The sequence below is a fragment of the Giesbergeria sp. genome, from assembly GCF_028686475.1.
In the GTDB taxonomy this organism is placed as follows: Bacteria; Pseudomonadota; Gammaproteobacteria; order Burkholderiales; family Burkholderiaceae_C; genus Simplicispira.
In genome coordinates this window covers 1-23,231 of sequence record NZ_JAQUCA010000011.1, presented here as the reverse complement: position 1 = coordinate 23,231, position 23,231 = coordinate 1, and the positions used below count along the sequence as shown (strand labels likewise).

Annotated in this window: 21 protein-coding genes and 2 pseudogenes; 4 read left to right on the top strand and 19 right to left on the bottom strand. The window is 56.5% G+C overall.

Annotated features, from left to right (window positions below; genetic code table 11):
• Window position 1: 1 nt before the first annotated feature.
• The 16 genes and pseudogenes from PHX60_RS09325 to PHX60_RS09250 all read right to left on the bottom strand — a co-directional run bounded on the left by PHX60_RS09325 (window position 2) and on the right by PHX60_RS09250 (window position 14,419).
• A complete protein-coding gene (locus tag PHX60_RS09325) occupies window positions 2-721 on the bottom strand; it encodes an HNH endonuclease (protein WP_300077000.1) in 720 nt (239 codons plus the stop codon).
• Window positions 718-1,401 carry an RloB family protein gene (locus PHX60_RS09320; RefSeq protein WP_300076999.1) on the bottom strand — a complete coding sequence of 228 codons (684 nt, stop codon included), beginning with the start codon at window positions 1,399-1,401 and terminating at the stop codon, window positions 718-720. The genes PHX60_RS09325 and PHX60_RS09320 overlap by 4 nt, the downstream gene beginning before the upstream one ends.
• Window positions 1,391-2,674, bottom strand: coding sequence for an ATP-binding protein (locus PHX60_RS09315; protein ID WP_300076998.1), 1,284 nt, complete (start codon window positions 2,672-2,674; stop codon window positions 1,391-1,393). Before PHX60_RS09315 ends, PHX60_RS09320 begins: the two co-directional genes overlap by 11 nt.
• A 311-nt stretch (window positions 2,675-2,985) precedes the next feature.
• Window positions 2,986-3,928: pseudogene (locus tag PHX60_RS09310) on the bottom strand (IS5 family transposase).
• 55 nt (window positions 3,929-3,983) lie between these two features.
• A pseudogene (locus tag PHX60_RS09305) lies at window positions 3,984-4,544 on the bottom strand (IS5 family transposase); the annotation flags it as partial.
• A gap of 211 nt (window positions 4,545-4,755) precedes the next feature.
• Complete coding sequence (locus PHX60_RS09300) at window positions 4,756-4,950, bottom strand: DUF2892 domain-containing protein (RefSeq protein ID WP_300076997.1); 195 nt, start codon at window positions 4,948-4,950, stop codon at window positions 4,756-4,758.
• A gap of 45 nt (window positions 4,951-4,995) precedes the next feature.
• Complete coding sequence (locus PHX60_RS09295) at window positions 4,996-5,376, bottom strand: rhodanese-like domain-containing protein (RefSeq protein WP_300076996.1); 381 nt, start codon at window positions 5,374-5,376, stop codon at window positions 4,996-4,998.
• A 261-nt stretch (window positions 5,377-5,637) separates the two neighbouring features.
• On the bottom strand, window positions 5,638-6,051 hold the full coding sequence (locus tag PHX60_RS09290; protein ID WP_300076995.1) for a DsrE family protein: 414 nt from the start codon (window positions 6,049-6,051) through the stop codon (window positions 5,638-5,640).
• Window positions 6,052-6,110: 59 nt separating this feature from the next.
• Window positions 6,111-6,716: a hypothetical protein gene (locus tag PHX60_RS09285; RefSeq protein ID WP_300076994.1), complete on the bottom strand. Its 606-nt coding sequence runs from the start codon at window positions 6,714-6,716 to the stop codon at window positions 6,111-6,113.
• A gap of 22 nt (window positions 6,717-6,738) precedes the next feature.
• Window positions 6,739-7,380 carry a peroxiredoxin gene (locus PHX60_RS09280; RefSeq protein WP_300076993.1) on the bottom strand — a complete coding sequence of 214 codons (642 nt, stop codon included), beginning with the start codon at window positions 7,378-7,380 and terminating at the stop codon, window positions 6,739-6,741.
• Between the two features lie 332 nt (window positions 7,381-7,712).
• Window positions 7,713-9,380: an ATP-binding cassette domain-containing protein gene (locus PHX60_RS09275; protein ID WP_300076992.1), complete on the bottom strand. Its 1,668-nt coding sequence runs from the start codon at window positions 9,378-9,380 to the stop codon at window positions 7,713-7,715.
• Window positions 9,377-11,038 carry a thiol reductant ABC exporter subunit CydD gene (gene cydD, locus PHX60_RS09270; RefSeq protein WP_300076991.1) on the bottom strand — a complete coding sequence of 554 codons (1,662 nt, stop codon included), beginning with the start codon at window positions 11,036-11,038 and terminating at the stop codon, window positions 9,377-9,379. The genes PHX60_RS09275 and cydD overlap by 4 nt, the downstream gene beginning before the upstream one ends.
• Complete coding sequence (gene cydB, locus PHX60_RS09265; protein ID WP_300076990.1) at window positions 11,022-12,020, bottom strand: cytochrome d ubiquinol oxidase subunit II; 999 nt, start codon at window positions 12,018-12,020, stop codon at window positions 11,022-11,024. Before cydB ends, cydD begins: the two co-directional genes overlap by 17 nt.
• 13 nt (window positions 12,021-12,033) lie before the next feature.
• Complete coding sequence (locus tag PHX60_RS09260; protein WP_300076989.1) at window positions 12,034-13,443, bottom strand: cytochrome ubiquinol oxidase subunit I; 1,410 nt, start codon at window positions 13,441-13,443, stop codon at window positions 12,034-12,036.
• Between the two features lie 26 nt (window positions 13,444-13,469).
• Window positions 13,470-13,850 (bottom strand): DUF3817 domain-containing protein, encoded by a 381-nt coding sequence (locus PHX60_RS09255; protein ID WP_300076988.1) that lies wholly within the window; start codon window positions 13,848-13,850, stop codon window positions 13,470-13,472.
• A 20-nt stretch (window positions 13,851-13,870) separates the two neighbouring features.
• Window positions 13,871-14,419: a rhodanese-like domain-containing protein gene (locus PHX60_RS09250; protein ID WP_300076987.1), complete on the bottom strand. Its 549-nt coding sequence runs from the start codon at window positions 14,417-14,419 to the stop codon at window positions 13,871-13,873.
• A gap of 255 nt (window positions 14,420-14,674) precedes the next feature.
• On the opposite strand from PHX60_RS09250, the gene PHX60_RS09245 reads away from it, so the two are divergent.
• The 3 genes from PHX60_RS09245 (at window position 14,675) to PHX60_RS09235 (ending at window position 18,522) form a co-directional block, all read left to right on the top strand.
• Window positions 14,675-16,036, top strand: coding sequence for a sigma-54-dependent Fis family transcriptional regulator (locus PHX60_RS09245; protein WP_300076986.1), 1,362 nt, complete (start codon window positions 14,675-14,677; stop codon window positions 16,034-16,036).
• Window positions 16,033-17,241 (top strand): glutaredoxin family protein, encoded by a 1,209-nt coding sequence (locus PHX60_RS09240; protein ID WP_366144375.1) that lies wholly within the window; start codon window positions 16,033-16,035, stop codon window positions 17,239-17,241. Before PHX60_RS09245 ends, PHX60_RS09240 begins: the two co-directional genes overlap by 4 nt.
• Window positions 17,242-17,433: 192 nt before the next feature.
• Window positions 17,434-18,522 (top strand): hypothetical protein, encoded by a 1,089-nt coding sequence (locus tag PHX60_RS09235; protein ID WP_300076985.1) that lies wholly within the window; start codon window positions 17,434-17,436, stop codon window positions 18,520-18,522.
• Window positions 18,523-18,853: 331 nt separating this feature from the next.
• Here the strand turns inward: PHX60_RS09235 and PHX60_RS09230 are convergent, their stop codons facing one another.
• Both PHX60_RS09230 and PHX60_RS09225 read right to left on the bottom strand, forming a co-directional pair.
• Window positions 18,854-19,777, bottom strand: coding sequence for an SLAC1 anion channel family protein (locus tag PHX60_RS09230; RefSeq protein ID WP_300076984.1), 924 nt, complete (start codon window positions 19,775-19,777; stop codon window positions 18,854-18,856).
• Window positions 19,778-19,821: 44 nt separating this feature from the next.
• On the bottom strand, window positions 19,822-21,246 hold the full coding sequence (locus tag PHX60_RS09225) for a dihydrolipoyl dehydrogenase (protein WP_300076983.1): 1,425 nt from the start codon (window positions 21,244-21,246) through the stop codon (window positions 19,822-19,824).
• 538 nt (window positions 21,247-21,784) lie between these two features.
• Here PHX60_RS09225 and PHX60_RS09220 point away from each other — a divergent pair.
• Window positions 21,785-22,138 carry a carboxymuconolactone decarboxylase family protein gene (locus tag PHX60_RS09220; RefSeq protein WP_300076982.1) on the top strand — a complete coding sequence of 118 codons (354 nt, stop codon included), beginning with the start codon at window positions 21,785-21,787 and terminating at the stop codon, window positions 22,136-22,138.
• Window positions 22,139-22,296: 158 nt separating this feature from the next.
• On the opposite strand, the gene PHX60_RS09215 is transcribed toward PHX60_RS09220, so the two are convergent.
• A complete protein-coding gene (locus tag PHX60_RS09215; protein WP_300076980.1) occupies window positions 22,297-22,935 on the bottom strand; it encodes a hypothetical protein in 639 nt (212 codons plus the stop codon).
• Window positions 22,936-23,231: the final 296 nt, after the last annotated feature.

Here is a 23,231-nt window from a genome sequence, read left to right as displayed (position 1 = left end):
GTCAGGCCGTGCGAAATTCGTGCTCGCGGTAGTAGGCCAAGTAGCCTTGGTGTGCAGAGGTCAGGTTTTTGATAGACCATTGCAACGACATGCCCAGTTGAGCTCGAGCCGCTGCGGTGAGCTGTTGGGACACAAGTAACTCACCCTGGTGAGAAAAAGAAATCCACCCGCCATCGAACAAGGCATCGAGGTGAGGGGCAAGCAGCAATCCGTTGAATACGTCCAGACGCTCAAGGTCAGAAGTGCACTTGGCCCAAGGCTTGATGTGGGAGGCCCGCAGGAGTGCTGGGATAGCGAGACCGGTGACGCAACAGCGTCCCTCCCAAAATTCAAGCAACGCGTTACGAAAAAGGTTTTGTCCCACTCTTTGAACAACCATGCGCTCGACTTCGGTCGTTTGGGGAAGGTTCTGCGTTTTGCTTTTGAACTGTTCAACGACCTGGTTCGGCAGGGTTCGGGCTACAGCTGCCGCCTGCTGCAGTACTTTGTAGAGCTCATCGATGCTGTCTACCGATATCTCGCCATTTTCTGCTGAGGCTAACAGGCTAGGTAGTGATGCCGTTATGCGGTAAGCAACGGGGGCAGCGACCCAGACATACACAACTTCCGGGAAAGTTGCCGACCGCAGTTCCAATTTCCCATGCTCGTTCACCACTGGCTCACGTTCAAACCCGCAGTCAGCGGCGGCTTTTTCGATGCGAATGCGCTCAAGCGGGGTCATGGCTTTTTGTTGGTTACTGATTTAAGCCGGTTGACCAAGATATGCACTTGGGTCGATGGATTGGGATGCTCATCGTTGCTGGCTGGGTTGCTCATCAATCGCTGGGCATGCTTGAGCGATTGCTCCAAGTGGGGTGCAAGCAGCTCGAAAACGCCGACCATGCCCTTGTCGTACTTGGCAAAGCCGGGGTTTTTCTTCAAGTCTGACACTACAGCATTGCCGACTGACTTGTTGCCCCGACTGGCATACGGCTTTTCTGTATAGCCAAAGTGCAGCAGCAGCCAAAACTCAAAGCACGGAACGGACACTATCCCATTCAGCGGTTGGCCTTTGGCTCGCAATTCGTGCAGTCGGGCTACAGCTTCTTTGAAGCGCTCGTGGGCATCGCGGTCAAAAACGCAATACACCTCGTCAAACGCATCGCCCTCTCGTTGCGCCTGCGCATACAGTTCTTCGGCCCGTGCCACCACTTTATCTGGGGATGAACCATCGTTCTTGCCTATCATGACCTGCTTGCCTAGGTTCAAGGCCCTGACCATGTCACGGAAGTAGATGGGCTCGGTTTTTTCACCTTCGCAGACCAGCAATATACGAGGTGCAGGCTGCCGAACTGGGCGTACTGCACGTTCGGCATTTGGGTTGCGAGGCTTGCGTTTCCCAAACGGATTGTCAGCTGCCATAAAAGTCCAGCTCTTGCAGATTGGGGATACCACCGTAACGGCCATTGAGGTAGCCGCGCTCAATGGCTTCGTTCTCGCGTGGGCTGAAATCGGACAGTGGGTACAACCGGGCTTCGCGCGCTTCATTTTTCTCGATAAACCACACTTGGTCGCGGCGCAACAGCTTTTGACTCAACAAGGTGGTGTCGTGGGTAGTGAAGAGTAGCTGCGCTTGGCTATTGGCATGCAGCAGCAGGGAGACCAAGTGCCGCACTACCAAGGGGTGAAGGCTAGAGTCCAACTCATCGACTACCAGTACCAAGCTATGGTTCATCACATCCATCCACGGGCCTGCGAAGGCAAACAGGGCTCGCGTTCCGTCGGATTCCTCGCTCTCGTCGAATTCAACTGTCTCACCTGTATTGGTATCGCGCCGCTGGAACTTGAGGGTGGTGAACTCTTTGCCCTTGTAATTGTTGAGCAACTCTTGGCGGATAACATCACCTACGCTGCTCGGTAGCATGTCAGGGCTGAAGGCCCGGCGTTCTAGGCGGATACCGTCAATAGATAAATCGGCTGAAGTGAGGAATTCCACCACCTTTGCCCGTCCAGCTTCGTCCTCGCACCGCTGTGCCGTGAAACCACCGCTTAATGCACCTGGAGTTGCAACCACTTGTAAGCGCTGGCTAAACCACTCAAAGACTGGTTTGAGCTGTTCGTTGTTGCTCTGCATGCAACGCGACAGGAACAAGGTATTGGCCCGGGTCTCGGTGGCCCACACATGGCGCTGACGGCCCCCTAAGAACTTGTCAGAAAAGTCGTAAGCGTCGGTCTGTGAATCTGGGTTGAACAGCCGATGGAACCACTTTTGTGGCCGACCTGCTGGGTAGGCATACAGCCACTCCTCGGTAAAGCGGAAGGTGTTGCAGCGTAAACCGTACTCGTAGCGTACCCCGGCTTCGATGAATTGGACGGAGAACTCAGAGTCCGCTGCCCGTGAGGCAGCCGTGAGCTTGAAGGGCACCACCGGAATCAAATCACCCTGCTGCGACTCGCGGGCGGAGTTGACCACCTGATTTTTGACAAAAGCCAAGGCCTGTACCAAAGTGCTTTTGCCAGCAGCATTGGGGCCATAGAGCGCGGCGGCCCGCAACAATCGCCCGCCCTTGCTGAGACCTAGGGCTTGAAAGGTATTGTGCTCCTCCCACTCCTTGAGGGCTGGAGCGGCCACCATGCTCCACGTTTGCGGCTCGTGGACGCTGCGGAAGTTGGAGGCGGTGAACTCGATAAGCATAATTTCATGTTTTCAGTGCATCTTTTACATGATACACGCAAAAATAAGCATTAAAAATCACAGACAGGCCAAACAAGAGCAGTCCCTGAGCGCTCATACGCCAGTGTCCGTCAGCAGACCATCACCTCACAGCATCCTTCTTTCTGGCCACACGCCCAGACTTTGCTGTCTGAAGCCTCATCAAATCGAACTGATTTTCACTGAATTTGGTACTTGGAAAAACAACCAGATTCTTCCCGCCCTCCGCTGCAGCACTCGGCTTTGTTGCACAAAATTCCAACAAGACAGCATTCCCCTAACCCCAAACGCAGTTATGCCACAGCCACCGTCTCGGGCGTGCCCAGCTGCGTGAAGCGGTTAAGCAATGCCACTCGCACTTGCAGCTCAGTCACCTGACCCTCAAACGTGCGTGCCATCACGCGCTCACCTAAGCGCTTGAAACAGTGCATCTTGGTCTCCACCAAGCTGCGCCGGTGGTAGCCGCTCCAGTGCTTCCAAATTTTGCGCCCCAGCCGCTGGCAAGCGCGCACCGCCTCGTTGCGCGCACACTCGCCCATCTTGTCGGCCTTGTTTTTCCATAGACGCGCGTTCTTGCGCGGTGGGATGATGGTCTGCGCGTTGCGCTGGGCTATGGCTTCGTGACAGGCTTTGGTGTCGTAGGCACCGTCAGCGCAGACGCTGCCTATCTCCTGCCCCTGAGCAATCTGTGCCAGTAGCTCAGGCAGCATCGGCGCATCGCCTACGCTGTTGTCCGTTACCTCTATGGCACGTATCTCCAGTGTCTTGGCATCGATGGCCAGATGTACCTTGCGCCACTGCCTGCGGTATTCAGCACCGTGCTTTTTGCGTTTCCATTCGCCTTCGCCCACAAACTTGATGCCTGTGCTGTCAATCAGCAAATCCAATGGGCCATCGCCACTACGACGGCAGGGCAGTTGCACCTGCAGCGTCTTTTGCCGACGGCTGAGCGTGCTGTAGTCGGGCACTGGCCAATCTAGGCCGGCCAACTGCAACAGGCTTTGCACCAGTCCCAGAGTCTGGCGCAGCGGCAAGTTGAACAGGCATTTGAGGCTGAGGCAGAACTGGATGTAGGCATCGGAGAACATCTGTTGGCGACCGCGCTTGCCGCTGGGTGTGGCCAGCCACTGCATATCACGGTCAAGCCAGCGAACCGCGTGCCTTGAGTGCAGCGTTGTACTGCGCCCAGTTGCGGGTCTTGTAGCGTGTCTTGGTGGGTTTGGCAGCGTCACTCATGGCCCAAGACTACCTACTGTTGGGGTGTTTATGCAACAAAGCCCTGCCCCTGAGCAATCTGTGCCAGTAGCTCAGGCAGCATCGGCGCATCGCCTACGCTGTTGTCCGTTACCTCTATGGCACGTATCTCCAGTGTCTTGGCATCGATGGCCAGATGTACCTTGCGCCACTGCCTGCTGTACTCAGCACCGTGCTTTTTGCGTTTCCATTCACCTTCGCCCACAAACTTGATGCCCGTGCTGTCAATCAGCAAATCCAATGGGCCATCGCCACTACGACGGCAGGGCAGTTGCACCTGCAGCGTCTTTTGCCGACGGCTGAGCGTGCTGTAGTCGGGCACTGGCCAGTCTAAGCCGGCCAACTGCAACAGGCTTTGTACCAGTCCCAGAGTCTGGCGCAGCGGCAAGTTGAACAGACATTTGAGGCTGAGGCAGAACTGGATGCAGGCATCGGAGAATATCTGTTGGCGACCGCGCTTGCCGCTGGGTGTGGCCAGCCACTGCATATCACGGTCAAGCCAGATAGTCAGCGAGCCGCGTGCCTTGAGTGCAGCGTTGTACTGCGCCCAGTTGCGGGTCTTGTAGCGTGTCTTGGTGGGTTTGGCAGCGTCACTCATGGCCCAAGACTACCTGCTGTTGGGGTGTTTATGCAACAAAGCCAAGGTACGCACTCCTGCAACATGATGTTGCTGTGTTTACACCGCAAATCCAACATACCCTCAAGGGTATGTTGGTGGTTGCATTTCAATTCTGGCGGCCGTCTGATACAGTTTTTCGGTCTTCACCATCAGTTCATGCTGTGAGCTTCAATGCACTTTCGTAGACGAGTTAGTTCTTCTTCATGGGGCAGCTGCTGATGCCCAGCAGGGGGTAAGCTGGGCAAAACCGAAACACTCCAGTGGCCAGTGGAATCACCCCTAGCCAACCCCACCAACCCACGGTACCCGTAGCGGCTAGTGCGATCAGAATTACACCTAAGACGATGCGCAGGATGCGGTCGATACCGCCAACATTAGCTTTCATTACAGAGCTCCTTAAAAAAACCAGCACATAAAAACGCCCCGCAGCTTACTCAAACGAAGGCAGCTGGGGCTTGGCTATCGGCTTGCCGGCGGTCACCCAAGCGTCAAAGCCGCCGGCAATAGAACGCACATTGAGGTAACCCATCTCGTGCAGCGCACGGGCAGACAGAGCGGCCCGGCCGCTGGTCTTGCAATACAGCACGATCCGCAGATCCCGGGACTCCAGCGCGGGGGTGTTACTCAGGCGAAATTCCAGCATACCGCGTGGAATCAGCACTGCGCCGGGCACATGACCGGCAGCGTATTCGTCGGCCTCACGCACATCAATCAGCACATCGACTTCTCGGATAGCCTGTTCAGCTTCGTCGGGAGTGATCTCTTGGATATGCGCCTTAGCAGCAGCCACCAAATCATGGGCAGTTTTCATTGGTAACTCCATGGATAACAACGGATAAAAAGGAACACCGACCGCGCCAGATCAAACCCGATCGATGGCATATAGCAAGGCCCAAGCCTATGTGCCAATGCTCTTACGTACATTCTTGCAGCGGTGTTACCAGTGTGCCCCAAAGGCACACCACCCATCAGAGTAGCTATGGCCCAACTGTTTGGGGACTAGGAGATACCATACCGTTGTCCCTTTGTGCAATGCAATACACTCACCAATCAATAGCCCAGTGCTGCAAACTCAGAATGCCAAGGTCTGCACGCTAGGCTTGAGCAGGTGAGCTGCGACCTCGGCTGGCTTGGCAGGTGTCACGCCAGGTAGTAAGTCGCTGGGCTGGCGACCGGTGTTGGGTAGGTACAGTGCACACACTTCCACCTTGGCGCCGCCCTTAATCAGGCCCTGCAGCATTTGCTGGGGCGTGACGTTGCGTGGCTTGAGCGTGGGCATTTCCTTGCCGTTGATGGCGATATCGCCTGCTGCGTCGCACAGCAGCACGCGGACATTGGCCTTCTGCTCCATGGCAGCTGTGGCCAGCACCAAGCCAGCACCTTGCGCCATGGTCTGGCTGCTGTGAATGTTCACAAACAGTTCAGACGCGAGGCTGGAAAACGAAACGGCCAGCAAGCTAGCACCAAGGATCAGGGACTTTTTCATGAGAACACTCCTTCAAAGGGTACACAAGACCCACACCACCGGTGCGAGTTCATCTAATATCAGCGCGCAATGGCAGCCCGGATGTCTGCCACTGTCTTGGCTTCTTCCAATTGCTGCACCACACCTTGGCGCAAGGTAATTAGCCAGACCACTTCAGGCTGCATGCGGGGCCAGGCAGCCAGCATGGACTCGTCATTGATCAGGCCGATGCGGAATGGCAACTTGCGCATGATGGGCAACGCAAAGGTACGGGTAATCAAGCGAGGCATCTTGCTCAGATCCGCCAGGTAAAGGGCCCCATGGCGGGGCAAATGGTCGGCAGGCAAATCCTGGAGAGCGGCCTCCATCAGATTGGCAGCTTTGCGGCCAGAGGCAAAGAGCAGCAACCGCGTATCAGCAGCCAAGGCCCAAGGCTGACCATGCTGGTCTTGCAGTGCAGGGGGCAGTCGCAGAGCCTGACCCACCATAGGCGCAGGACTGACCACCACGACAAGATTTGGCACCACCTCTTCGGCAGGAGCGGGTACCACCTGAGCCTGCACACCTAATACCCCCAGGGAGGCCACCAAGAACAAGACGGGAGTCATCAAACGCCAACGACGGAAGGGAAGCAGGTTCATCACACGCATCAACCAAAGGAAAACAGCAAGACATGCCAGAGACATGCCTTACCGTAGTGATTAAGACTCAGAGCGACTTGGTGGAGAAGTACCAGTCGGTGTACTTGTAGCCTTCACCTGCACGGGCCTCAGCGGCTTCGGCGGTCTTGGGTGGGGACACGATCACGTCACAACCGGGAGTCCAGCCTTCAGGGGTGGCCACGCCAGGATTGGCATCGCTGGTCTGCAGGGCCTTGAGCAGACGAACAAACTCGTCAATGCTGCGGCCATTACTCATGGGGTAATACACCATCGCACGCAGGATGCCATTGGGGTCAATGAAGAACGTGGCGCGCACGGCCTGGGTATCGGCGGCACCGGGATGCACCATGCCATAAGCACCCGCCACGTCCATCTTGATGTCTTCGATGATCGGGAAGGGAATCTCAACACCAAATTTTTCTTTGATGTTGCGAATCCAAGCCAAGTGCGAGAACAGACTATCGATAGAAAGACCCAGAAGGTCGCAATTCATGGACTTGAACGTTTCATAGTGGCGCGCGAAGCCAATGAACTCGGTCGTACACACCGGTGTGAAATCGGCAGGATGGGAGAACAGGATCAGCCATTTTCCCTTGTAATCGTCCAAGCAACGGTCACCAGCAGTGGTGCGAGCCTTGAAGTCCGGAGCACGCTCATTCAAACGAGGGAAAGTATGGATATTTTCCATGGGAATCTCCTAAAAAGAAATAAATAAAAAACCATCCGTTTTAAATTAATAAAACGGCAACACCACGATTTATTGAATTACCGCAGCGTAAATTGATTACATCACAAATTAGAAAGTTCAGTGATTGCAAATAAAAATAATCTTCATTGATTTTCCTTATCCTGTTTCAGAAAATACTAAAAAACGATCTGCACCAAAAATTGCACCCGCTTCGTTACATAAACACTAACAAGAACCGTGCCAGAATCATCACGCACCGCATGCTTATAAAAATCAATGTCTTACAGAAGAGACCGTGCGCAGGTTCTGCCAAATGCGTCAAAATCTGACAGTTAATCTGTCAGTTTGGCAGCAAATGGCAGTGGCCAGACCTGCCTAGGCCAAACAGCGGGCAGGGCTTGAGGGTCGTGCGTGATGAGCACACAGCAGCGGCGTGCTAGCCAGGGGCCACATTCGGTCAGCAGGTGTTGCACCAGCGCAGGCTCCATTCCCCGGAAGGGCTCATCCAGCAGAACCAGTGCGGGATCGCGCAAAAGCAGGGCTGCCAGTTGCAAGCGGCGAGCCTGTCCACCCGAGACCCGGCTACCTCGGGTGCCCAGCCGGTAGTCCAGACCCTCTCCCGTCTGTTGCAACACTGCATCCAAGCCCACCTGGCGCAAGACCTCCCACAGGCGCGCATCGGGCAGTGGCCCAAGGCCCAGACCTAAGAACGCACGCACACTCAGATCCAGCAGCAGGTCAGACTGGGCCAGGTAGGCCACCTGGCCTGTTCGCGTAGCATGGTCTAAGGCCAACAGGTTTTGCTCACCACGCCACAAGCCCCCTGCCAACGGTGCCAATTCGCCGGCCAGAGTGTCCATCAAGCTGCTCTTGCCGCTGCCGCTGGGGCCATGGACTACCAACGGTCGTCCTGGGTGCAGCACCGCGTCAAACGCCGGGATGCCTTCGGGTTGACGTTGGCAGCGCAAGTCACGCAGCACTAAGGGCATGGGGTGGTCGGTGGCATCGCCTCCTGGTGCGAGACCATCAAGCAAAGGCATGGCGGGTGCACGGGGTTGAGATTCAAGAGCCATCAAGCGTTCGCCAGCGGCTTCGCTTTCGCCCAAACGCCACAGGGCTCCTGGCAATGCACCCAGGGCTTCGTTCAAGCCCAAGGTCATGAGGGCCAGCAGAGCCAGCGTGGGTGCAGTCACTACACTCCAGCCTAAGGCTATCACGCACAGAGTAGCCAGTGCAACCAGGGCCTGCACGCCATGCTCCCCCCAACTGGCCACCGCCTCTTGCCGGCGCTGGCGTTGGAGTTGTGCCTGGTCAAGGGTGGCCAAGTAGTCCAAACTGGCCTGGGCTTTGTTATAACTACGCAGTTCGGCTAACCCGGCCAGATGGTCTATGACGGCGGTACGCTGGATGGCACGGGCCTGCACCAGCGCATGGCTGCGCACGCGTCCCCAGCGGGCGGCGGCCACGGCCACCGCCAAGGTGCTGAGGCCACTGAGGGCGATGCACAGAGCGATCGACCAAGGACCCGCCACTACGGCAATCGCTACCGACACGCACAGGCTTGCACACGCGGCCAGGAAAGGGCCAAACACCCGCAGCGGGGCACCATCCAAGGTATCCACATCGGCCATGAGGCGGGTGACGACATCGGCATCGCGGTGGGGGCCATGGGCCTGGGGCGCTTGATGGGCCAGACGGTGGAAGACCCGCACGCGCAAGTCGGCCAACAGCCGCAAGATGGCTTCGTGGCCTACCACCCGCTCCGCATAGCGGCCCGCTGTACGGAGCAAGGCCAGGCCCCGGATGGCTGAAGAGGGCGTGAACACATCCAAGCCTAAGAGGAGGCCCAGACCTGCCATGCCGCAGGCGGTAATGAACCACCCCGACAAGGCCAACAAGGCCGCACCTGCAATCCATGTCAGTGCCAGGCAGACAAACGCCAAGGCCAGCCAAGATTGGCGTGGACGGTACAGAGCCCACAGAAAACGACCTGCACTCATGGTGCCTCCAGCGTCAGTACCCGGTCGCAGCGTGCGAGCACCACGGGGTCGTGGCTGGCAACGACCATGGCCACGCCCCGCTCGCGGGCACAGGCCCAGAGCGTGGGCAGCAGGGCATCGCGGGTATCCGCATCCAGTGCAGCAGTGGGCTCGTCCAGCAACCACAGCGGTGCCTGTTGCAACAGTGCCCGTGCCAGGCCAATACGCTGTGCTTGGCCGCCAGAAACGCCCCGGTTTTGGTCACCAATCGGCGTATCTAGACCCTGAGGCAGCTGCGGGTCGGGCAGGGGCAAACCTGCTGCTGCCAAGGCCGCGAGGAGCACAGCGTCATCCATGCTGCCCGAATCAGTTGGGCCGGCCAGCAGCAGGTTGTTGCGCAGGGTGTTGTGGAACAAATAGGGGCGCTGGGCCAACCAGGACCAGCGCTGGCTGCGCCGCACTTGCCCATGCGCTGGCGGCACCAACCCAGCCATCAAGGCCAGCAGGGTAGATTTGCCGCTGCCACTGGGGCCTGCCAGACCCAGCACCTCGCCGGCACCGACGACCAGGCTCACGTTTTGGAACAAAGGCCGGCCTTCTGGCGTATGGCAAAAACCGACTTGCTCCAGCACAAGCGCCTGACCTAGGTCAGGGGATGCTGCCGTCGACGCCTCCAATGCCACGCCCACCTGCGGCTGAACCCAGGGTGCCAATGTTTCTGCAGCCGCCTTAGCGGCTGTCAGGTCGTGATGGGCCTGGGCCAACTGGCGCAGCGGCAAAAAGCACTCTGGTGCCAGCAGCAGAATGAACAGGCCTTCCCGCAAAGTTAGGGCAGGCGCAGGCCCCCAGGCGATCATGCCCAACAGGGCAAAACCAATGTAGATGGCCAGCAAACCAATGGCTACCGCGCTAAAAAACTCCAGCGTAGCCGAAGACAAAAATGCCACCCGCAACACGCGCATTGCCACCCGACGGTAATCGTGGGCGGCTTCAGATATGGCTTGCTCAGATTCGGCCAGTGCTCCGATGCGGCGCAGCCAGGGCAAGGTTTCGAGGCGTTCCAACAAATGGCCCGCCAACTCGGCCTGGCGGGTCTGTTGGGTGGCATGCACTGCCTGGGTTCCCAGACCGATGAGTGCCATGAACAAGGGAATAATCGGTGTGGCCAGCAGCAGCAAAAGCCCTGCAACCCAGTCGATCACAAAAACCACTACCACGATGGCCAGGGGTACCAGCACCGCCGCCTGGCGGGCTGGCAGGTAACGGGCTAGATAGCCGTGCAGCGCATCAACCTGATCCAGCAAGCGCTGGGCCCACCAAGCAGGGTTGCCCTGAGCTTGTAGCCACAATGGCCCCTGGGCAGTGGCGTGGTTCAACAACTGTGTACGCAGGTGGTGGCGCACTTGCAAAGACAGGGCTTGTCCGGCCCTGTCACGCAGCCAATGGCCCCAAGCGCGCACAACGATGCCAAGTACGGCCACCACCATCCACCAAGCACTGGGCGGATAACCACGCACAGCAACATGCACCCACTGCGCCAAAGCAATGCACAGAGCAAACAGACCCAGCACCCCAGCGAAGGATCCCGCTGCTGCTTGACCCAACCACCGCCCCTGCCCCCGGCGCAAATGCACCAACCAGCGCAGCGGTGTCAATGCTACCTCAGTGGTAGCCAGCACCTGCACGCACCTTACCACGGAAAACGTAGTACGTCCAAGCGGAGTACATCAGCACAAAAGGAATAACGAATAATACGCCCACCAGTAAAAACAACTGGCTTTCCGGGGCCGAAGCCGCGTCGTGGAAGGTGTAGTTGGGTGGCACTACATAAGGCCACTTGCTAAACAGCAGTCCGCCATAGAACAACGCAAATAGCGCAATAGTGCCGATGAAAGGTAGCGCTTCTCGACCCTTGTTCAGCCAACGCCACAGCAAACCAGCTAGCAGCACCGTAAGTGCTGGAATCACCCACAGCCAAGACACATTGCCAAACCAGCGGGCGTGTACATAGCTGTCGAGCATAGGAGTCCAGACACTGACAATGACAAAAAACACCATCACTGCCAGCAACAGCTTGCGAGCCCAGCTGCGCACCCGCTCCTGCAAGGCACCTTCAGTCTTGAGCACCAACCAAGTAGCGCCCAGCAAGGCATAACCCACCACCAAACCCAAACCAGTCATTACAGTGAAGGGGGTCAGCCAGTCGAACGCACCACCCACATAGCGCATATTCTCGGTCTTGAAGCCTTGGATGTAAGAGCCCACCACCGCACCTTGGGCAAACGTCGCGACGAAGGAGCCGATGCTAAAGGCAGCGTTCCACCAGTGGCGGTTTTGCGGCGAGGCCTTAAAGCGGAACTCAAAAGCAATCCCGCGAAAGATCAAGCCGGCCAGCAGCAGAAAGACACCAATGTACAGTGCGGGTAGGAATACCGTATAGACCAACGGGAACGCCGCCAGCAAACCTGCGCCGCCCAAGACCAGCCAAGTCTCATTGCCATCCCAGACCGGAGCGACAGAATTCATCATCACGTCGCGCTCATCGTCGTTGGAGGCGAAGGGAAACAGCATACCCACGCCCAAATCAAAGCCATCGGCAAGCACGTACATCAACAGGCCAAAGCCAATAATGCCAACCCAAAGATAGGTGAAGTCGTACATGGAGAACTTCCTTTCAGCTCTGGAAGAACGAGGGGGCTAGGCCTTGCTGTTCCAGCTCGGCAGCGGACAGCGGACGCTTGGGGCGGCCAGCATCGGTACCTTCAGCGGGTACCTCGGTGATGCCTTGGTTGATAACTTTGCGCAGGTAGTAAATGCCCGATGTGAACACCACGGCATAAACGGCAGCATAGCCAATCAGCGTAAGCAATGCCATCCAACCTTGCAGGCTGGGGGTCAGAGCTTGCTCTGCGGTCATCACGCCGTAGATCAGGTAGGGTTGACGACCAATTTCAGTCACGAACCAACCAGCAAGCACAGCGATGAAGGGCGCGGGAATCATGAACGTGAGCATGCGCAAGAAGGCACGCGATTGCAGGAGCTTGCCACGCCATACCAGCCAAGCACCTACCAGACCCACCAAAATCATCAGCATACCGATGCCTACCATCACGCGAAAACTCCAGAACACCATGAACACGGGCGGACGCTTATCAGCTGTCACCTCGGTCAAACCCTTGATTTCACCTTCGGGGTCGTGCTTGAGGATAATGCTAGCCCCCTTAGGGATGCCGATCTCAGCATGGTTGGTTTCCTGGGCTTGGTCAGGCAGCGCGAATAGCAGCAGGGGTGCTCCCTTCTCGGTGTGCCAAACACCTTCCATCGCAGCCACCTTGGTGGGTTGGTGCTCCAATGTGTTCAAACCATGCATGTCACCAATTAACAGCTGCAATGGCGAGATGATGGCCAATAACACCAGCGTCATCTTTAAGGCGCGCTGGGCCGACTCCACCGCATGACCACGCAGCACGAACAGTGCCGACACACCCGCCACCACAAACCCCCCGGTCAGGAACGAAGCCAGTGCCATGTGCGCGAAGCGGTAGGGGAAGGATGGATTGAAAATGGCTTCAACCCAACTAGTCACGTGCACCATACCATCGCGGATTTCAAACCCTGCGGGTGTTTGCATCCAAGAGTTGGCCGACAAAATCCAGAAGGAAGAAATGAAGGTGCCGATAGCTACCATGTAGGCTGACAGCAGATGTAATCCCGGAGGCACCTTATGGCGGCCAAACAGCAACACGCCCAAGAAAGCAGCCTCCAAGAAGAATGCGGTCACCACTTCATAAGCCAAGATAGGGCCCAGAAAATTAGAGGCGACATAGGAGAAGTTACTCCAGTTCGTACCGAACTGGAAAGCCATCACCAGGCCCGAGACCACGCCCATGCCAAACACCACGGCAAAGACCTTGATCCAAAACGCCGCCAAGCGCTCCCAGTATGGATTACCCGTGCGCAAGGCAATCGTCTCCAACACAGCGATATAGCTAGCCAGCCCAATGGTAAATACAGGGAAGATCGCGTGGAAAGACACCACAAACGCGAACTGCAGCCGGGATAAAAAAAGAGGGTCGAGTTCCATGGAAGTTTCTCCAGTTGAATCGAAGGTCAATCGATGGTGCTACGGGCAGAGTGACCATCACCCTTCGCACACGCAAATTCATGGGCTTTACGCCGAAACAAGCCACCCAACATCCAAGCACCGAATGGAACGAGACTGGCCACCAGCAATTGCAAGCGCTCCGAGAACGTCCACTGCGGCCCAGCCGTGACCCATAAAACCATTCCTAGGTAGAGCAGAAAAGCTGTTCCATGCACAGGACCCAATACGGATACACCTTGCGGCCAGCCTGCCAAGCGTTTCAAGGGTACCGCCACACCCAGCAACAACAGCAAAGTCACACCTTCCAGCCAAGAAACGCGACGCAACCACTGCAAAGGGGTTTGCAAAGCAACAGAAGCAGCGGGGGAAAGAGATGGTTGAATCATAGGCAGCAGGGGATAACAACTCACGAACGATCCAGACGGTACATTTTTTCGGCGTTCATCTTGGAACTCCACGGAAGGCCACTGTTTTGCCAGCCATTGAGAGTACGCAAACCTTTTTGGGGACCATCTTTTTGGCTATCGCCTTGGAACCCCTTCACTACATAACGCGCATTCGGAAAACCATTAGCCCGCAGAAAGGCCGCACTAGGCTCACCTCGCTCACTGCCAGAGCGGCACAGAGTAATGATTTCTGCATCGTCAGCCATGCCCCGCTCGCGCAACGCCTTGCGGATATGTTCCACAAATTGTGGGTTGCGCTCCAACGCAAAAGTACCACGTTGCGCATCCCAACGCTCACGATAAACCTGCAGGAAAGGAATATTTACATGCACGGCATCGGTAAAACCAACAAACATGATTTCAACCGGGTCGCGGACATCTACGAACAAAACAGCCTTATCAGCAGACTGCACTTTCTGCAAAGTTTCTTGGGCAGTAATACCAATCTCAGTAGCACCGAGGAATCCGGAAAAAGCCAACAAGAGAACAGGCAACAAGCGTCTTTTCATAGGTCAATATCTCCAACAGGCAAAACACAACTTGCCAACAAGAATGCACACACTTGTATCGACTTATGCAAACGCTGTGCCAACAGTTTGTAGGGCCAGACACTGAGAAAAATACCTTTGTTATCAATCAATTACAAAGCTTGCTGCGTAAAAACCACATCCGCCTGTCATGCCATGGTAAGAAATACCGACAGTCATGGCAGAAATGGCAGAGCGTGTCACCTTTGCTGGCAGTCTGCGCTTACACTGTTCGCTATGCCCTACCCTGCCCCTCCCGCCGAACTTCTCACCTTCATTGAAGGCATGAGTGAGCCCCAAATTTTGCTGGACAACAGTTACTGCATCGTTGCAGCCAACACGGCCTACCGCGAGCAGTTCAGTCCGACTGCCGATGTGGTGGGACGCAAGTGCTACGAGGTTTCGCACCATTTCACGCAACCTTGCGACTTAGCCGGAGAATCTTGCCCACTAATACAAGCGCAGCAGTCGGGACAGCGCGAGCGGGTATTACATCTGCACCACACCTCCAAGGGCGAAGAGTATGTACAGATTGATCTGGTGCCAGTGCGCAACGCTCAGGGCGTGCAACACTTTTTTGTTGAAAAAATGGCCGCTCTGCCCATGGCGCGACCTGATGCCTCGGCGCAGGGTCTGATTGGCCGCTCGGAGGCCTTCCAAAAAATGCTGTCGCTGGTTGCGCGTGTGGCACCGTCCAAGGCCACAGTGCTGCTGCTGGGCGAGTCGGGCACTGGCAAGGAGTTGGTGGCTCATGCGCTACATGAGGCCAGTCCTCGCGCGCACAAGGCCTTGGTACCAGTAGACTGCTCCAGCCTGACCGAAAGCCTGTTCGAGTCCGAACTCTTCGGCCATGAAAAAGGAGCCTTCACCGGTGCCACCCAATTCCGCCCAGGGCTAGTAGCGTCAGCCAACGGCGGCACCCTGTTTTTGGATGAGGTGGGAGACATCCCACTGCCCATGCAGGTTAAGTTGCTGCGCCTGCTGGAATCGGGCACCTACCGCCGTGTGGGCAGCACCGAGTTACGCCAAGCCGATATCCGCGTAGTAGCAGCCACCCACCGTGACCTGCCCCGTATGGTCGCTGACGGCAGCTTTCGCAAGGACTTGTACTATCGGTTAGAGACTTTTCACATCCACTTGCCGCCCCTGCGCGAGCGCCGCGAAGATATTCCACAGCTGGCCCAAGCATTGCTGCAGCGCATCGAACCGCAGCGCGGGTACAGCTTTCACCCAGATGCCCTAGCGCGACTGCAGGAGCAGCCCTACCCCGGCAATGTGCGCGAGCTGCGCAATGTGGTTGAGCGTTGCATCTTGCTGTGCGATGCCGAGGTGATTGAAGACCATCATGTACTGGAGGCCCTTTTCATCGGTTTGCACTGGCCCGATATCCACCAAGACACAGGCACATCGCCTGCTACACCCCATGTCTCAGCGGGCCGCACCATCGCATACAAGAAGCCGTCAGGCACCCCTGAAGACCTGAAGCACTTGCTGGCGGAACACCAAGGCAGCCGTGCTGAGCTAGCTAGAGCGCTAGGTATCAGCGAACGCTCCCTTTACCGCCGTCTCAAGATCCTGCGCAATAAGGAATCCCCATGAACGCCGGGACGCAGGTCTGCCTGTGGCGCTGGGCGTGGAAATGCTTAGAGCAGATTACAATAGCATTATTGCTGATGCTGCCCCTGTGGCTAGCTGTGGGGGGGACGGCTCTGGCTCAGGCAAGTTCGCAGAGTGTATCTCCAGAGGTCGAGAACGTGTTGCGCGTGTATGTGCGCGACGGGTGTCCCCACTGCGCCCACGCCAAGGGGTACTTATCGCAGCTGCATCCTCAATACCCAGGCCTGCGCTTGGAATACCGCCCGGTCGATACAGACCCTCAAGCGCGGGAAGAGTTAGTGCAAGTATCCAAAGCCAGCGGCCACTGGCCCCCAGGGGTGCCCACGTTTGTGTACCAGGGCCGAGTGTTGGTCGGTTTTGCTGATGCGGAACATTCAGGGGAGGCACTGGCCACGCTACTACAGCCACCAGCCCCCCAGACAGTACCCGCCCCTGTCGGCATCACCGATACCGAAGTGGCACTAGGCTCTTGGGGTAAGGTCAATATGAACGACTGGGGCTTACCGTTGTTCACACTGGTAGTGGGCCTGTTAGACGGGTTCAACCCTTGTGCTATGTGGGTGCTACTGTTTTTACTGTCACTGTTAGTGCATTTGCGCAACCGGCGCCGCATGGTACTGATTGCTGGCACCTTTGTGCTAGTTAGCGGCGCGGTGTACTATGCCTTTATGGCTGCCTGGCTGAATCTTTTTCTGGCAGTGGGCCTGTCTGCCACAGTGCGCGTGGGACTGGCATTGCTGGCCCTGGGTATGGCTGCTTTCCACCTAAAAGACTTTGTCAAGGGATTTGAGGGTCCCAGCCTGTCAATTCCAGCCTCAGCCAAACCGGGGTTGTACGCGCGTATGCGCGGAGTGATGCAAGCTCATTCCCTGCCACTGGCCTTGCTGGCTGTGGCCAGCTTGGCGGTGGTGGTCAACTTTATCGAACTGTTGTGTACCGCCGGACTGCCTGCTCTTTACGTCGCCGTTCTCACACAGCAGTCGCTACCACCCGTGGCACATTACAGCTATTTGGGGCTGTACATCCTGGGCTATATCACTGACGATGCACTGATGGTTGGCTCCGCCGTTTGGGCACTGCAAAGCCAGAAATTGAACGAGGCCCGTGGCCGCTGGCTCAAGCTAGTCAGTGGGTTACTGATGGGTTCCTTAGGCCTCGTGCTGCTGCTGCGGCCACATTGGCTGTAGCCCCTCTCATCAAAAACAAACGGCTGGTAAAAGCCAAATCACACACTTGAAGGAAAAGCCGTAATGCAGAACCAACGCCCAGACTCAGTGCCATACCACCCCAGCTACTGGCTTGCCTCTCTGGGATCTGGGGGGCTGTCTGTCTCATTTTTCATGTACCTGATGTGGCTACTACCACACCCGGATACACCCATGCCCACCTGGATCCATCTACAGGGTGTCTGGACCCAAGCCGAGGCACTTCCCGCTGGTGTGCCGACCGTGGTGATGCTAGCTACACTGGCCACCCTCCTGCTGGCAGCCCTGCACTTCGTGCTGCTGGCGTGGAACATCCGGCAGTACAGTGCAGATGCCAACCAGCAGATCCTGGCAGCGCTGCGCGAATCATCGGGAGAGATTCAATTAATGGCCGTTCCGCTGACCTTGGCCATGACTGTGAACGTGTGCTTCATCCTCGGAGCCCTGTTCGTCCCGGGACTGTGGGCCTATGTCGAATACCTGTTTCCTGGGGCGCTGGTCGCATTCGTGGTGATTGGCTGGCACGCTTTGCGTATATATGGACGTTACCTGGCACGATTCCTCGTGCAGGGCGGCTACCAAGCCAGCGAGCACAACCATCTGTCCGGCCTGATCGCTGCTTTCACTTTCTCCATGTTATCGGTGGGCTTTGCCGCTCCCGCTGCCATGTCCCATATTCAGGTAGTTTCGGCGCTGGCAGCCACTGCCTCCATCTTTTTTTTCGTGGTCACGGTGGTCATTACACTGATTGTTTTGGTTAGCGGGGTATCGGCCATGATGACGCACGGCCTACAGGCCAAGGCAGCCCCGAGCCTCTGGATGCTGGTACCCATCCTCACCTTGCTGGGGATTGAATGGATCCGGATCCAGCATGGTCTGGCACACCACTTCACTTCACCCCAGGATTCAGGGGACATCTTCTACAAGATCACCGCCATCTTTACGCTGCAGCTCGCGGTGATGGGGATGGGCTTCAAAGTCATGCAACTCACTGGCTATTTGCGGTCGCATCTGGGCAATTCCGGGCGTGACCCGCTCAGTTTTGGGTTGATCTGCCCTGGTGTGGCACTTTTCGTGATGGGCATGTTCTGGTGGCACTTGGCATGGGTACAAACCGGCGTGATCGTCAAGTACGAGACAGCCTACTGGATTGGCATCGGGCTGTTAGCCTGTGTTCAGGTCGTGACCCTGCTGGCCCTGTTGAAGCTTTCGCGCAAACTGCTGATGGGCCAAGGAGTACAGATCGCCGGCGCAAACGCCTGAACCCTAGCGATGATTCGCCGGGGCGTTTGCTTACTCCGCCATTGTGAATGCTCCCATCGAGCGGTAATCTCGATACTTGGAGGTGTTCCCACCATGTAGGTCTTTGGTTGGGGTTCTGTGTGTCGAAGTACACCTATTGGCTCAGATAAACCGGTGTGGAGCAGCCAGAAAACAGGGTAAATCAGGCTCAGGTTGACCAGTGTGCGGCAGCTGGCAAAAGCCAATAACTGGTCATTCAAATGGTGCTGTCGCTTGGAAGGCGCAACTGCACGTCTGGGTCACGGTTTCGTCACCAACAATTACGTGACGCAGAACTGCGTCATACCTACCTTCACTCCGGCACGCAAATCTTTCCTTGTGCAGCAGCTAGCAAAGTCTTGATGGCAAGCAGTATCACCACAGCACTCAAAACTACCAACAGCAACCAACCCAGTTTGATGTAGAAGGTTTGGACACCACCAGCCCCCATCTCAAAGGTGGCAATCGTAATCGCCGCCAGCGGGAAAGAATAAGCCCAGGCCGAGATGAAGAACGGCAGCCGGAAGAACCGGGCAGCCTGGCTAGACAGTAGCAAAGTCAGAAACAGGCCCGAAAAGTACAGTACTCGGGCAAAGCCATCAACTTGACCACTGAGCGCAACATACGCCAGAAACCCAACCGCAGGCGGCGCAATCAGGATGAACAGCGTGGGTGTAAGGCGTGCTGGCAGGGGCTCATGAAAAAACAGCCTGTACAGTACGATGGTCATCAGCACTAACCAAAACACCAACCCGATGCTGAAGAAAAACCAGCTGATATCCACCGGAGCAAAGCGCACGCCAGCAATCGGCACAATAATGTTGCCCACCACTGGAATGAACCAGGCGGGATTGGCGTGCTGGATGGCGTAGTGGGTGTGGTGTATCCAGCTGCTCATCACCGCCAGCGTAAATGTTAGATGCAAGGCAGCGGCAACACCCCACATCCAGAAGGCAACGTGCGGTGCGTCTTGGGCCCAAGCAATCGAAAGCAGTAGCAGGCCAATGGATATGGCCGGGAAGAAATTTACCCGTACCGGATGGGCCCAATCTGCTTTTACTGCCTGAGGATAGCGCAGCAGCTTGGCCCCATACAGTGCCAGCAAAAACACATACAACCCGCTGGCCAGCCAGCGCAGTAACCAAGCCACCTCCAGCGGAGCATCAGCCACATGGTGGGCCTTGATCCAAGCAATCGTAAGGCCCGCCATACCCATCACGGTGGCAAACAGAGCCACCGGTACATGGGCAAGCCGCTCGTGCGGTTCGTTGACAGACGGACTCATACGGATCCCTCCAAAGTCAGACCCAGAGGATGGGATCTGCTGGCGGGTAGTTGGCGCACAATGTCCTGCAGCGCGGTTTGGAGCATTTCTTCAATGACAGGGTGGTAGAAGGGCAGCTGCAACAACTGCTCCGCCGTTTCACCGCGCTGGATAGACCAAGCCAGCAGATGAGCTAAATGCTCGCCACCAGCGGCTACCATGGCAGCGCCTAGGAGGCGACCATCGTGAGCATCGGCGTACACACGCAGCAGGCTGTCAGTAGCGCCCAGGATACGGGCGCGGCCGTTTTTGTCGCCGCTGGCGGTACCAATCACCACGCCTTCGGGCGGTAGCGTGTCGAAGCGTGCTCCTACGCTGGCAATGTCAGGATTGGAGAATGCAATCCCCAGTGTGACCTTACGTGCAAAGCGAGTGGGCATTTCGCGCGCGGCGTTATAGCCTGCGATGGTGCCTTCATCGGCGGCCTCGTGCATCAGCGGGCGGGTGGCGTTGGCATCACCCGCAATGAAGACTGGCAAGTCGCCCACCTGCATCGTGGCGGGGTCAAAGCGCGGATTACCGCGCGCATCCAGTGGAAAGCCCGCCGCCTGCAAGTTCAGGTTGTCGGTATTGGGTCGTCGGCCCAAGGCAGCCAGCAACAAATCCACCTCTGCCTCGCGTTCACCAGCGCGTAGACATACACCGGTCTTGGTACGTTCCAGGCGAGTTTCCACACCCAACCACAGATCCATTTCGCGACCAAAGCGAGCACGGGCGCACTCACCCAGCACCGGATCTGTGATACCGCCGACCTGTGGTGCCAGATCTGCACCCAGTACCTGCACGCCCAAACGGGACAGAGCCAGCCCCATCTCCAACCCAATCGCCCCTAGGCCCAAGATACCAACACGGGCTGGCAGGGTAGGCAGCTCGAACAAGGCATCTGTAGTGACGGTGCGATCCTGCACCGGTGCCAGCCAGGCTGGCTCCACGGGACGCGATCCAGTGGCAATCACCACCGCCTTGGCACGGATGCGCTGCACGCCAGTGGAAGTGCTGACTTCGAGCAAGGTGGGCTCAATAAAGCGAGCGCTACCTTCAAGCAGGTGCTCTCCAGCTGCTGTACGGAGCTTAGCAATAGCGCTGCTGCTGAAGAAATCTCGCTGCTCCCGTAGTCGGGCCCATATAGCGGATAGATTTATTGACAAGTTCTCCACCCCCTGCACACCCAAGTGTGTCAGGGTCTTACGGGTAGCCCACTCAGCACCCGCATGGAGCGCAACTTTGGACGGCATGCAACCCACCCGCGCACAGGTTGTACCTAAAGGGCTTGGATCAATTATCACAAAGCTGCGACCAGCACGACGCACCTCACGCAAGGCATAAAGGCCGGCACTTCCAGCACCCAAAATAGCAATTTCAGTGAAGATTTCAGAGGGCATCGGAGCTCCAATGGTTAGAGGATGACGGGGATTTATGCAAGGCAATCGATCTATCAACGGGTTCAGGTTGTGTACCCTGTCACAAACAATCTCAGCGTAATCACAATCAACCTATGCAAATAAAGTTGCAACAAGCGTCGAAGCGTGATTTCTTATATGGGGTGTCAGCAGCGTCTGCAAGTTCTTTTCTGATGCCTGCTTTTTCAGGCATGTCAAGCTAGCCAACGAGCTTACTTACCATCATTCTTAATTAATTAGTTAATTAATCATATATTTAATTTATGGTGAATGCAATCCATGCGGGGTTCGTACCAGAATTTAGGTTGCAAAGTACACTAGGGCCTGTTGACACAAACTGACCCAGAGCCGGATTGCTCTGAAACCACTCGCTCATGCAACTGACGCGCGAGCAATTTGACCAAATCGCTCCGTTACTGCCATGTCAAACGGGCAATGTGTGCATCCACAACCTCGATGCGCTCAACGTCATCTTGGCGCTGCGCCCACCCCCTGTTTTTTCAACCTCTGGAGCTTGAGTATGAGCACTTCTTACCGTGACCTAACCCGTGATATTTCTGCCGAATTGGGCAAGCTGCGCACAGAAATCCCCGACACCCTGCAAGCCTTCCATGCGCTGGGTCAGTCGGCCTCTGCCGATGGCGCTTTGGACAAAAAAACCAAAGAGTTGATTGCCGTGGCTCTGTCGGTGGCCGCACGCTGCGATCCATGCGTGGGCTTTCACTTGCAAGCGTTGGTCAAGCTGGGCGCAACCCGTGCCGAGCTGGCCGAAGTGCTGGCCATGGCCGTCTATATGGGTGGCGGCCCCTCGCTCATGTATGCTGCTAAGGCTTCGGCAGCGTTTGACGAGTTCAGCACCGCTGCAGCAGCGTAATTTTTCTACTCTGCCCCCTGCTGCCTTACGGCTGCAAGTGCTGGCTATTTTCCAGTGCTAGCTCGATTCCAGCAGGTATAGCGCACTTGCTCCTTGTGACGGACGCAACATAGACCTGTGCCATCCTGTATCCACCCGATGCGACCACGAGCAGAACCTCAACTCAAGGTGTCGATGTCTTCCAACCCAATGCCGTGGATGCGCACCCCCAACAGGGTAACAGAAGCCTGCTCGCCCAACTGAATCACCAAATCACTGCCTTCCCAGCGCAAGTCGGTCAGGCGTTGCGCCAAGGCGCTCAGAGAGTCAATGCCGGTACCGGTGTCAAACACCAATCGGTCATTTTGATTGTGGTGAAAATCGCCAATCACCACGTGGCCAAAATCGCGCACGACAAAGCTGTCAGCACCCGGACCGCCCAGGGCAGGGCCTGTTTGACCAGCGCGCACTTCGATGCGTTCATCTACGCTGACTGGGGTGGTTGGCGTGATAGTACCTGTTCGGGTTTCAGACACCTCTACGTAGGAGCCATCGTTTTCTGGGTCGCTGTAGCGGGTGATTTCGGTATAGCCGCGCTCGTACTCAATTTTGAGCACATCCCGACCATCGAGGGTATAGGTTTCTTCAGCCTCGATGCGCTCATTTTCCCAACGACCATCATCCCACTCTTGCACACCCACTACCAAACCTTCGCGAATATCAAAGTAGTACACATCCTGATCGCGCTTGTAGCGATCTTCAGTGTCACTGCTGCGGTTGTTGGTGTCTTGGGGGCTGTAAGATGAATAATGGGACATAAGGGAGTTCTCTCAAGCAATGGATATCCACAAAAAGCTCTGCAATTTGAGCAGTTTGACGTACAGAGCATGCTACTTGTAGCATGCTCGATAAAGTGTAAATCATTCGTATTCACCACACTGGCATCAAGCTCATGTCTTCCACTGCAGGCTCGGTTGCTCCCTTGTAGGGGGTCTAAGCCGGAACCCCAGAAATTTCCGTCAACCTTGTTTAGCAGTTTCTGATCCGACTCTTTTGTAGTTCGTTAAGGTTGAGGAAAGACGGGGAAACAAGGCAAAATATGGGGGAACAAAAC

Bases quoted from the DNA above. Each gene is read 5' to 3' on its own strand.
- PHX60_RS09315 (WP_300076998.1), bottom strand. From the start codon at position 2,674: ATGCTTATCGAGTTCACCGCCTCCAACTTCCGCAGCGTCCACGAGCCG.
- PHX60_RS09275 (WP_300076992.1), bottom strand. From the start codon at position 9,380: ATGAGTGCAGGTCGTTTTCTGTGGGCTCTGTACCGTCCACGCCAATCT.
- PHX60_RS09235 (WP_300076985.1), top strand. From the start codon at position 17,434: ATGCCCACCTGGATCCATCTACAGGGTGTCTGGACCCAAGCCGAGGCA.
- PHX60_RS09295 (WP_300076996.1), bottom strand. From the start codon at position 5,376: ATGAAAACTGCCCATGATTTGGTGGCTGCTGCTAAGGCGCATATCCAA.
- PHX60_RS09255 (WP_300076988.1), bottom strand. From the start codon at position 13,850: ATGATTCAACCATCTCTTTCCCCCGCTGCTTCTGTTGCTTTGCAAACC.
- cydB (WP_300076990.1), bottom strand. From the start codon at position 12,020: ATGTACGACTTCACCTATCTTTGGGTTGGCATTATTGGCTTTGGCCTG.
- PHX60_RS09220 (WP_300076982.1), top strand. From the start codon at position 21,785: ATGAGCACTTCTTACCGTGACCTAACCCGTGATATTTCTGCCGAATTG.
- PHX60_RS09280 (WP_300076993.1), bottom strand. From the start codon at position 7,380: ATGGAAAATATCCATACTTTCCCTCGTTTGAATGAGCGTGCTCCGGAC.
- PHX60_RS09250 (WP_300076987.1), bottom strand. From the start codon at position 14,419: ATGAAAAGACGCTTGTTGCCTGTTCTCTTGTTGGCTTTTTCCGGATTC.
- PHX60_RS09240 (WP_366144375.1), top strand. From the start codon at position 16,033: ATGAACGCCGGGACGCAGGTCTGCCTGTGGCGCTGGGCGTGGAAATGC.
- PHX60_RS09300 (WP_300076997.1), bottom strand. From the start codon at position 4,950: ATGAAAGCTAATGTTGGCGGTATCGACCGCATCCTGCGCATCGTCTTA.
- PHX60_RS09325 (WP_300077000.1), bottom strand. From the start codon at position 721: ATGACCCCGCTTGAGCGCATTCGCATCGAAAAAGCCGCCGCTGACTGC.
- PHX60_RS09260 (WP_300076989.1), bottom strand. From the start codon at position 13,443: ATGGAACTCGACCCTCTTTTTTTATCCCGGCTGCAGTTCGCGTTTGTG.
- PHX60_RS09290 (WP_300076995.1), bottom strand. From the start codon at position 6,051: ATGAAAAAGTCCCTGATCCTTGGTGCTAGCTTGCTGGCCGTTTCGTTT.
- PHX60_RS09245 (WP_300076986.1), top strand. From the start codon at position 14,675: ATGCCCTACCCTGCCCCTCCCGCCGAACTTCTCACCTTCATTGAAGGC.
- PHX60_RS09285 (WP_300076994.1), bottom strand. From the start codon at position 6,716: ATGTCTCTGGCATGTCTTGCTGTTTTCCTTTGGTTGATGCGTGTGATG.
- PHX60_RS09215 (WP_300076980.1), bottom strand. From the start codon at position 22,935: ATGTCCCATTATTCATCTTACAGCCCCCAAGACACCAACAACCGCAGC.
- PHX60_RS09225 (WP_300076983.1), bottom strand. From the start codon at position 21,246: ATGCCCTCTGAAATCTTCACTGAAATTGCTATTTTGGGTGCTGGAAGT.
- PHX60_RS09320 (WP_300076999.1), bottom strand. From the start codon at position 1,401: ATGGCAGCTGACAATCCGTTTGGGAAACGCAAGCCTCGCAACCCAAAT.